Source organism: Streptomyces rishiriensis (assembly GCF_003112535.1).
Lineage (GTDB): Bacteria > Actinomycetota > Actinomycetes > Streptomycetales > Streptomycetaceae > Streptomyces > Streptomyces rishiriensis.
The window spans coordinates 462,638-470,338 of record NZ_BEWA01000003.1 but is presented as its reverse complement, the minus strand read 5'-3'; the positions used below and the strand labels follow the sequence as shown (position 1 = coordinate 470,338).

At 70.3% G+C, this 7,701-nt stretch carries 9 protein-coding genes and 1 pseudogene; 4 read left to right on the top strand and 6 right to left on the bottom strand.

All coding sequences use genetic code 11. From position 1 onward, the window contains the following. Positions 1–261: 261 nt before the first annotated feature. Positions 262–903 (bottom strand): DNA-3-methyladenine glycosylase, encoded by a 642-nt coding sequence (locus tag Sri02f_RS06970; protein WP_109000185.1) that lies wholly within the window; start codon positions 901–903, stop codon positions 262–264. Between the two features lie 152 nt (positions 904–1,055). On the opposite strand from Sri02f_RS06970, the gene Sri02f_RS06965 reads away from it, so the two are divergent. The 3 genes from Sri02f_RS06965 to Sri02f_RS06955 all read left to right on the top strand — a co-directional run bounded on the left by Sri02f_RS06965 (position 1,056) and on the right by Sri02f_RS06955 (position 3,277). Further along, positions 1,056–1,838, top strand: a complete 783-nt coding sequence (locus Sri02f_RS06965) for a sporulation protein (protein WP_109000184.1) — start codon at positions 1,056–1,058, stop codon at positions 1,836–1,838. 195 nt (positions 1,839–2,033) lie between these two features. After that, entirely contained in the window at positions 2,034–2,573 is a 540-nt protein-coding gene (locus Sri02f_RS06960) for a YbhB/YbcL family Raf kinase inhibitor-like protein (RefSeq protein WP_109000183.1), read from the top strand. Between the two features lie 197 nt (positions 2,574–2,770). Continuing rightward, entirely contained in the window at positions 2,771–3,277 is a 507-nt protein-coding gene (locus tag Sri02f_RS06955; protein ID WP_109000182.1) for an HNH endonuclease, read from the top strand. Between the two features lie 75 nt (positions 3,278–3,352). Here Sri02f_RS06955 and Sri02f_RS06950 read toward each other — a convergent pair whose 3' ends face one another. From Sri02f_RS06950 to Sri02f_RS06940, 3 genes and pseudogenes are all read right to left on the bottom strand, one after another. Further along, positions 3,353–4,309, bottom strand: coding sequence for an SPFH domain-containing protein (locus tag Sri02f_RS06950; RefSeq protein WP_109000181.1), 957 nt, complete (start codon positions 4,307–4,309; stop codon positions 3,353–3,355). A gap of 142 nt (positions 4,310–4,451) precedes the next feature. Then, on the bottom strand, positions 4,452–4,883 hold the full coding sequence (locus Sri02f_RS06945; protein ID WP_109000180.1) for an NfeD family protein: 432 nt from the start codon (positions 4,881–4,883) through the stop codon (positions 4,452–4,454). Positions 4,884–5,208: 325 nt separating this feature from the next. Then, positions 5,209–5,739: pseudogene (locus tag Sri02f_RS06940) on the bottom strand (ABC transporter ATP-binding protein); the annotation flags it as partial. A 153-nt stretch (positions 5,740–5,892) separates the two neighbouring features. On the opposite strand from Sri02f_RS06940, the gene Sri02f_RS06935 reads away from it, so the two are divergent. After that, complete coding sequence (locus Sri02f_RS06935; RefSeq protein ID WP_109000179.1) at positions 5,893–6,681, top strand: Rv1486c family protein; 789 nt, start codon at positions 5,893–5,895, stop codon at positions 6,679–6,681. A gap of 151 nt (positions 6,682–6,832) precedes the next feature. Here Sri02f_RS06935 and Sri02f_RS06930 read toward each other — a convergent pair whose 3' ends face one another. Together Sri02f_RS06930 and Sri02f_RS06925 are read right to left on the bottom strand one after the other, a co-directional pair. Then, positions 6,833–7,072, bottom strand: a complete 240-nt coding sequence (locus tag Sri02f_RS06930) for a chaplin family protein (protein WP_109000178.1) — start codon at positions 7,070–7,072, stop codon at positions 6,833–6,835. A 217-nt stretch (positions 7,073–7,289) separates the two neighbouring features. Then, positions 7,290–7,532 (bottom strand): chaplin, encoded by a 243-nt coding sequence (locus tag Sri02f_RS06925; protein WP_109000177.1) that lies wholly within the window; start codon positions 7,530–7,532, stop codon positions 7,290–7,292. Positions 7,533–7,701 lie beyond the last annotated feature (169 nt).

Genomic DNA, 7,701 nt, shown 5'->3' with positions numbered 1-7,701 from the left:
TCGATCCGATTCCCTGTCGGCGGGATTGCCTTGGGCCTTTGGGCTTTCGTCCTTCGGCCTTTCGACATTCACTACGTTAGCCGATTCCCTCCGCAACTCATAATCGAGTTCCGGGGGCTCGGAATTCGGGCATGCAGGCACGCCGAATTCACTCCCGCTGAGGGGGGTGTCGTAGGTAGTGGGTGGCCGCTTCCGGCTGCAGGCGAACGCCGTACCCGGTTCAAGCGGCTCGGGCCACGTTACGCGCCGTCCATGAGGGAGTCAACTTCGGCGGCGTCGGGGGACGTGGGCCCGATAGGGGCTCACTGTCGGATCGTCAGCGACCCAGTACCGCCAGGGGTGGACAGCGCCGTCGCCCGACACTCCGGTACGCGGACCGTTGCGTACCTGGTCGGACGGGATCGCGGCGCCTCTCAGGATCCGCAGCGGGGTGTCCCCGGCGGCACAGGCGTCCGTGCCGTCGAGTGCCCGGTCCACGTCCAGCGCGGTGGCCAGGCGGGCGGGGCCTTTGGCCAGTTCTTTGTCGTGTCGGGCCGAGAGGCGACGTTTGCGCGCGTGCTCGGCGCCCTCGACGATCTCGCCGGCACGGAGCAGGACGGCGCTCGCGACGCCCTGCGGACCGCAGACGAGGTTCATGCAGTGCCACATGCCGTAGGTGAAGTAGACGTACACGTGTCCGGGAGGGCCGAACATCACGCCGTTGCGGGCCGTGGGACCCCGATACGCATGGGAGCCGGGGTCGTTCCCGCCGTCGTAGGCCTCGACCTCCGTGACGCGCAGGGTGATCGGGCCCTCGGGGGTCGTACGGACGAGCAGACGGCCGAGGAGATCCGGGGCCACCTCCAGGACAGGGCGGTCGAAGAAGTCCCTGGGCAGAGGCGTACGGTCGGTGGTCGCGATCATGCCCTCCGAGCGTAGTGCAGACGCGTGGGTGCGTCGGGGTGGTCAGCGGGGCGCGCGACTTGTCAGGGTGTGGGGCGGCGGAACCGGCCGCGTCGGGATCGCGTTCGTAGGGATCGAGGGATCCCGTCCGAGAAGGTCGTAGAGGGAGAATCATGGCGTTCAAGAAGCTGCTGGCGAGTCTGGGGGCCGGTGGGGCTTCGGTCGAGACGGTGCTGACCGAGGTCAACGTCGTTCCGGGCGGTGTCGTCCAGGGCGAGGTGCGGATCCAGGGCGGGTCCGTCAACCAGCAGATCGAGGGGCTGTCGGTCGGGCTGCAGGCCAAGGTCGAGGTCGAGAGCGGCGACCAGGAGTACAAGCAGGACATCGAGTTCACGAAGCAGCGGCTCGGGGGCGCCTTCGAGCTGCAGGCGGGCGCTGTGCACGCGGTGCCGTTCGGGCTGGAGATCCCCTGGGAGACGCCGATCACGATGATCGACGGGCAGGCGCTGCGCGGGATGAACGTCGGGGTGACCACCGAGCTGGCGATCGCGCGTGCCGTGGACTCGGGTGACCTGGACGCGGTCAACGTGCATCCGCTGCCGGCGCAGAAGGCCGTTCTGGACGCCTTCATCCAGCTCGGCTTCCGCTTCAAGAACGCGGACCTGGAGCGCGGGCACATCAGGGGCACGCGGCAGAAGCTGCCGTTCTACCAGGAGATCGAGTTCTACCCGCCGTCGCAGTACCGGGGGCTGAACCAGGTCGAGCTGAGCTTCGTGGCCGACGAGTACGCGATGGACGTCGTGCTGGAGATGGACAAGAAGCCCGGTCTGTTCAGCGAGGGCAGTGACACCTTTCGCTCGTTCCAGGTGGGCCTGAACGACTACCAGGGCACCGACTGGCCGGCGTACCTCAACCAGTGGCTGTCCGAGGTCGGCAGCAAGCGCAACTGGTTCTAGGACGTTCCCGCACGTTCCCGGAGCAGGACAGTGCAGCGGAGGGCCCGGAGTGCCGTACGGCGTTCCGGGCCCTCCGCGCTGTGCTCGGGCTCGGCTCGGCTCGGGCTGCGTTCCGGCTGTGCTCCGGCTCGTGCGGGGTACGGAGGTCGTAGGCTCCGAAGGGAGTGCCTTTCCGATCTATCAGGAGGTGTCGAGGTGACCGAGCTGAAGAGGCGGCCGCTGCCCCACGATTTCCATCCGCCGGTGCCGTCGTTCACGGTCACGAGCGAGGACGTGAAGGAAGGGGCGGTGCTCAGGGACGCCCAGGTCCAGTCCGCGGGGAACACCTCGCCGCAGCTGCGGTGGGAGGGCTTCCCGGCCGGCACCAAGAGCTTCGCCGTGACCTGCTACGACCCCGACGCTCCTACGGGCAGCGGGTTCTGGCACTGGGTCCTGTTCGACATCCCGGCCTCGGTGACCGAGCTGCCCGCGGGGGCGGGCAGCGAGGGGTTCGAGGGGCTGCCGGAGGGCGCCGTGCACGCGCGCAACGACTACGGCAGCAAGGACTTCGGCGGGGCCGCGCCGCCTCCGGGGGACGGGCCGCACCGGTATGTGTTCACGGTGTACGCCGTGGATCAGGAGAAGCTCGGCCCGGACGCCGACGCCTCGCCGGCCGTCGTCGGGTTCAACCTGCGCTTCCACGCGATCGGCCGCGCCCAGTTGATCGGTGAGTACGAACATCCCAAGGAGGGATGAGTCAGCTCATCGTTCATGGAACGTTTGCCCGTCTCTGGTCTTGGAAGTGATCAGAGGCGGGCATTTTTGTTGCCGGGGGTCGCGGGGGTCACCTCCCGTGGAGCAGCAGATATTGCGTTGTCCATCTCGGCGTGCCCGGCCAGAGTTGATCCCAGCCCGCCACGGGGTGGGCCGGTGCACACAGGAGGTGGGCTGGTATGCGGGACACGCTGGTGCTGAACGCGAGCTTCGAGCCGCTGTCGACGGTGACGTTGAACCGAGCCGTGGTTCTGGTGCTTCAGGACAAGGCCGTCGTCGAGCAGGCCCACCCCGAACTGCGGATGCGTGGAGCGGAGGTCGACATCCCCGCGCCCCGGGTGATCAGGCTGTGCAGGTACGTGCGGGTGCCCTTCCGAAGACAAGCGCCGTGGTCGAGGCGGGGGGTGCTGATCAGGGACCGGCACCGGTGCGCGTACTGCGATCGTCGGGCGACGACCGTGGACCACGTGGTGCCGCGGGCGCAAGGTGGTCAGGACTCGTGGCTGAACACCGTCGCCTCGTGTGCGGAGGACAACCACCGCAAGGCGGACCGGACTCCGGAGCAGGCGGACATGCCGTTGCTGCGCCGGCCCTTCGAGCCGACGCCGGCGGACGCGATGCTGCTGGCCCTCGGGCAGGACGACCTGGCCGCGCTGCCGGAGTGGCTGACGCTGGACGCCGCGTAGTCCGCATCCGTACGTGGCCGGGGCCCGCCTTCTCGGAGAAGGCGGGCCCCGGTCGCGTGCGCGGCGCGTCGGCGGTCAGTCGATGGACGGCTTCTCGCGGCGCTCGTTGCCGCCGCCGTTGCCCGAGTTGCCGCCGTTGCCCCCGTTGCCGCCGCCGAACGGGCCGAAGTTGCCCATGGCGCCGGACAGTCCCTTCAGGGCGTCGCCGATCTCGCTGGGAACGATCCAGAGCTTGTTGGCGTCGCCCTCGGCGATCTTCGGGAGCATCTGGAGGTACTGGTAGGACAGGAGCTTCTGGTCGGGGTCGCCGGCGTGGATGGCCTCGAAGACCGTGCGCACGGCCTGGGCCTCGCCCTCGGCGCGCAGGGCGGCCGCCTTGGCCTCGCCCTCGGCGCGCAGGATCTGGGACTGCTTCTCGCCCTCGGCGGTGAGGATGGCGGCCTGGCGCGTGCCCTCGGCGGTGAGGATCGCGGCGCGCTTGTCACGGTCGGCGCGCATCTGCTTCTCCATCGAGTCCTGGATGGAGGTGGGCGGTTCGATCGCCTTGAGCTCGACGCGGTTGACGCGGATGCCCCACTTGCCGGTGGCCTCGTCGAGGACCCCGCGCAGGGCCGCGTTGATCTCCTCGCGGGAGGTGAGGGTCCGCTCCAGGTCCATGCCGCCGATGATGTTGCGCAGGGTGGTGACGGTGAGCTGCTCGATCGCCTGGATGTAGCTGGCGACCTCGTAGGTGGCGGCCCGGGCGTCGGTCACCTGGTAGTAGATGACCGTGTCGATGTTGACGACCAGGTTGTCCTGGGTGATCACCGGCTGGGGCGGGAACGGCACGACCTGTTCGCGCAGGTCGATGCGGTTGCGGATGGTGTCGATGAACGGCACGACGATGTTGAGGCCGGCGTTCAGCGTGCGCGTGTAGCGGCCGAAGCGCTCCACGATGGCGGCGCTGGCCTGCGGGATGACTTGGATCGTCTTGATCAGGGCGATGAAGACCAACACCACCAGAATGATCAGGACGATGATGACCGGTTCCATCGTCGGATCCCCGTACCCTTCTCCGCCTCGGCGTTTCGGAAGATCTTATGTCTGTTGAAGATCTTGCTGGTCGAGTCTGACAGACCGTCGTGCGGCCCGCGAGGTGTTCGGTCGACTTACGTCGTGCGGGAGTTGGGCAAGGTCAGATGACGATCGCCGTGGCCCCCTCGATGTCGACGACGTCGACCTGCTGCCCCACGTCGTAGGCGCGGTCGCCGTCGAGCGAACGCGCGGACCAGATCTCCCCGGCGAGCTTGACGCGTCCGCCCGAGCCGTCGACGCGCTCCAGCACGACGGCCTGCTTGCCCTTCAACGCGTCGATGCCGGTCGCGAGTTGGGGGCGCTGTCTGCTGTGCCGGGTCGCGATGGGACGGACGACGGCGATCAGCGCGACCGAGACGACGATGAACACGAGCACTTGGGCGACGGCGCCCAGGCCGAGCCCCGCCGCGACGGCGGCGGCCACGGCGCCGACCGCGAGCATGCCGAACTCGGGCATCGCGGTCACCACGAGCGGGATACCGAGCGCTGCCGCACCGACCAGCCACCACACCCACGCGTCGATGTCGTTCACAGGGTCATGGTAGGGCCGGAAGTCCCGTCGCCGACAGGGCGCGGGGGGCGGCACGGGGTCAGGACAGGGGCAGGCCCTGGGCGGTCCAGCGCTCGCCGACCTGCTCCACGACGAGGGGGAGTCCGAAGCAGAGGGAGAGGTTGCGGGAGGTGAGTTCGAGTTCGACGGGGCCCGCGGCGAGGACCTTGCCCTGGCGGATCATGAGGACGTGGGTGAAGCCGGGGGCGATCTCCTCGACGTGGTGCGTGACCATGATCATCGAAGGGGCGATGGGGTCGCGGGCGAGCCGGCCGAGACGGCGTACGAGGTCCTCGCGGCCGCCGAGGTCGAGGCCGGCGGCCGGCTCGTCGAGGAGCAGCAGCTCGGGGTCGGTCATCAGGGCGCGGGCGATCAGGGTCCGCTTGCGCTCGCCCTCGGAGAGGGTGCCGAACTTCCGGTCGAGGTAGTCGCTCATGCCGAGGCGGTCGAGGAAGGCGCGGGCGCGCTGCTCGTCGACGTCCTCGTACTCCTCCTGCCAGCCGGCCGTCATGCCGTAGGCGGCGGTCAGCACGGTCTGCAGGACGGTCTGGCGCTTGGGGAGCTTGTCGGCGAGGGCGATGCCGGCCATGCCCACGCGCGGGCGCAGCTCGAAGACGTCGGTGCCGGGCTTGCCGAGGGGTTCGCCGAGGACGGAGACGTCGCCGGAGCTCGGGAAGAGGTACGTGGAGGCGATGTTCAGGAGGGTCGTCTTGCCGGCCCCGTTCGGGCCGAGGATGACCCAGCGCTCGCCCTCCTTGACCGACCAGGAGACCTGGTCCACGAGAGCCCGGCCCTCACGGACCACGGTTACGTCCTGAAGCTCCAGAACATCGCTCATGAGCGGGTTGTCTCCCCTTGCAGTGTGGCCGGTCGGTTGTCGCGGGCGCCTGTGGCTCGGACCGCCGCGCGTGCGTGGGCGCGGCCCCTCCGGGAAAATCTACGCCACCGGTCGGGCGGCCCGTTCCATCGGTCCGGTCCTTAGGCTGGGGGCATGCTTTCGGAACCGCGCTCTGGTCGCCTTGCCGCTTGGGGAAATGCTCTGTTGGCCGGAATTGTCTCACCGGACGACGCCGTGCTCGCCATCGTCGGGGAGGACGCCGTCCACCGGGTGGAGGGGCTGCCGGGCGAGTCCGGGCCCGTCGGGCTCACGCTCGCGCTGGGGCGGCTGCGGGCACTGGGGGTGACCGGGCTGCGGCTCGCGCTGCCCGCCCCGGGCCATCCGCTGGGCCTGAGCGGACCGCCGGAGTTCAACGCGCGGGCGCTGGACGCGCAGGAGGCGGTGGTCTGTCACGGCGCGGGGCACGGGCTGGTGCCCGAGGTGTCGCAGGCCGGTCCGGCCGGGGACGTGCACGTCGAGGTGGTGTGGCACTGTCTGCCGGTGCGGGAGGCCCCGCCGGCGGACGTGCCGTCGCTGGGTGAGGCGGAGCGGGAGCTGGCGGAGGCGCTGCGGGACGCCACGGCGGTGCTGTCACGGCTGGACGTGGCCGGTTCGGGGCCGGTGGCCGAGGCGGCGATCGACGCGTACCGGGCGCGGTCGGAGCAGGGGCGGGAGGTGCTGGCGCCGGGGTATCCGCCGCGGGCGGTGCGGGTGCTGGAGCTTGCGCAGCGGGTGGGGCTGCTGGTGTCCCTCGCCCAGGAGAACGGGCACGGGGGTGCGGTCAGTTCCGCGGAGATGGCGGCACGTTCCGAGGCGTTGCGGCCGGTGGAGCGGACGGCTCGGCGGGCGCTGGTCGCCGCGTACAACTCCGTTGTGGAGGAGCGGGAGCGCGGGGTCCGCTGAGCGGGGCCGGTGCGGTCCGGGGTCCTCTGCGCCGGCGCCCCGCTTCGGTGCTTCGGGGGCTGTGCCGCGGGTCCCGTCCGGGGCGGGGCGCGCGCAGGGGCCCGCGCGTCGTCGTCGACGCGTGGGCCCCTGCGCGGCCTCGGCTGCGAGGTCAGCGGTTGACGCCCGTGTTGCCGAAGGCCGGGTTCAGCAGGCCGATCACGTTGACGCTGTTGCCGACCACGTTGACCGGGACGTTGACCGGCACCTGGACGAGGTTGCCCGAGACGACGCCCGGCGACTTCACGGCCGCGCCCTCGGCGCCCGCGTCGGCCACGGCCGCTCCGGCCGAGGCGCCGGCGGCGATGCCGGCGACGGTGAGGGCCACAGCGGTCTTCTTGGCGATGTTCATGGAAAGGGTTCCTCCTGCGGTTGCGTGTCAGACCCGGCCGAGGGCCGTGCGCTGTCCAACGTGGGGACGATCGGGAACGGTGCGGTCGCCGGGGCCGGAAGAGCCCGTTCGGACCAGTGGAACTACAGAGCTACGGGCCGACAAACAGACCGGCCTCCCCCGGTGGGGGCCGGGAGAGGCCGGAGGTCGCCCCCGGGTCCGGACGGACCTCAGCGGTTCAGTGGTTGAGGCCCAGGTTGCCGAAGGCCGGGTTCAGCACGCCGATCACGTTGACGCTGTTGCCGACCACGTTGACCGGAACGCTGACCGGGGCCTGCACGAGGTTGCCCGAGACGACGCCCGGCGAGCTCTTGGCCTCGCCGAGGGCGGCGGCGCCGTCGGCGGAGGCCAGACCGGCGCCCGCGGCCACCAGGCCGCCGGCCACCATCGTCACAGCCGCTGCCTTCTTCAGGTTCTTCACTTCTGAGCCCTCCTCGCGATCGCCGCGGCAGTCGCCGCGGCACGCAGGGAGAACGCCGGAGATCGTCGGAGGATGCGCCATTCGGGGGACATTCCCACGACGGTATGAATCTCGGATCGGAAGTTAACCTTCCGTGTTGCCGGTCGGCGCGCGCCGGTCCGTCGGCTCG

Bases quoted from the DNA above. Each gene is read 5' to 3' on its own strand.
- Sri02f_RS06955 (WP_109000182.1), top strand. From the start codon at position 2,771: ATGCGGGACACGCTGGTGCTGAACGCGAGCTTCGAGCCGCTGTCGACG.
- Sri02f_RS06965 (WP_109000184.1), top strand. From the start codon at position 1,056: ATGGCGTTCAAGAAGCTGCTGGCGAGTCTGGGGGCCGGTGGGGCTTCG.
- Sri02f_RS06930 (WP_109000178.1), bottom strand. From the start codon at position 7,072: ATGAACATCGCCAAGAAGACCGCTGTGGCCCTCACCGTCGCCGGCATC.
- Sri02f_RS06935 (WP_109000179.1), top strand. From the start codon at position 5,893: ATGCTTTCGGAACCGCGCTCTGGTCGCCTTGCCGCTTGGGGAAATGCT.
- Sri02f_RS06950 (WP_109000181.1), bottom strand. From the start codon at position 4,309: ATGGAACCGGTCATCATCGTCCTGATCATTCTGGTGGTGTTGGTCTTC.
- Sri02f_RS06970 (WP_109000185.1), bottom strand. From the start codon at position 903: ATGATCGCGACCACCGACCGTACGCCTCTGCCCAGGGACTTCTTCGAC.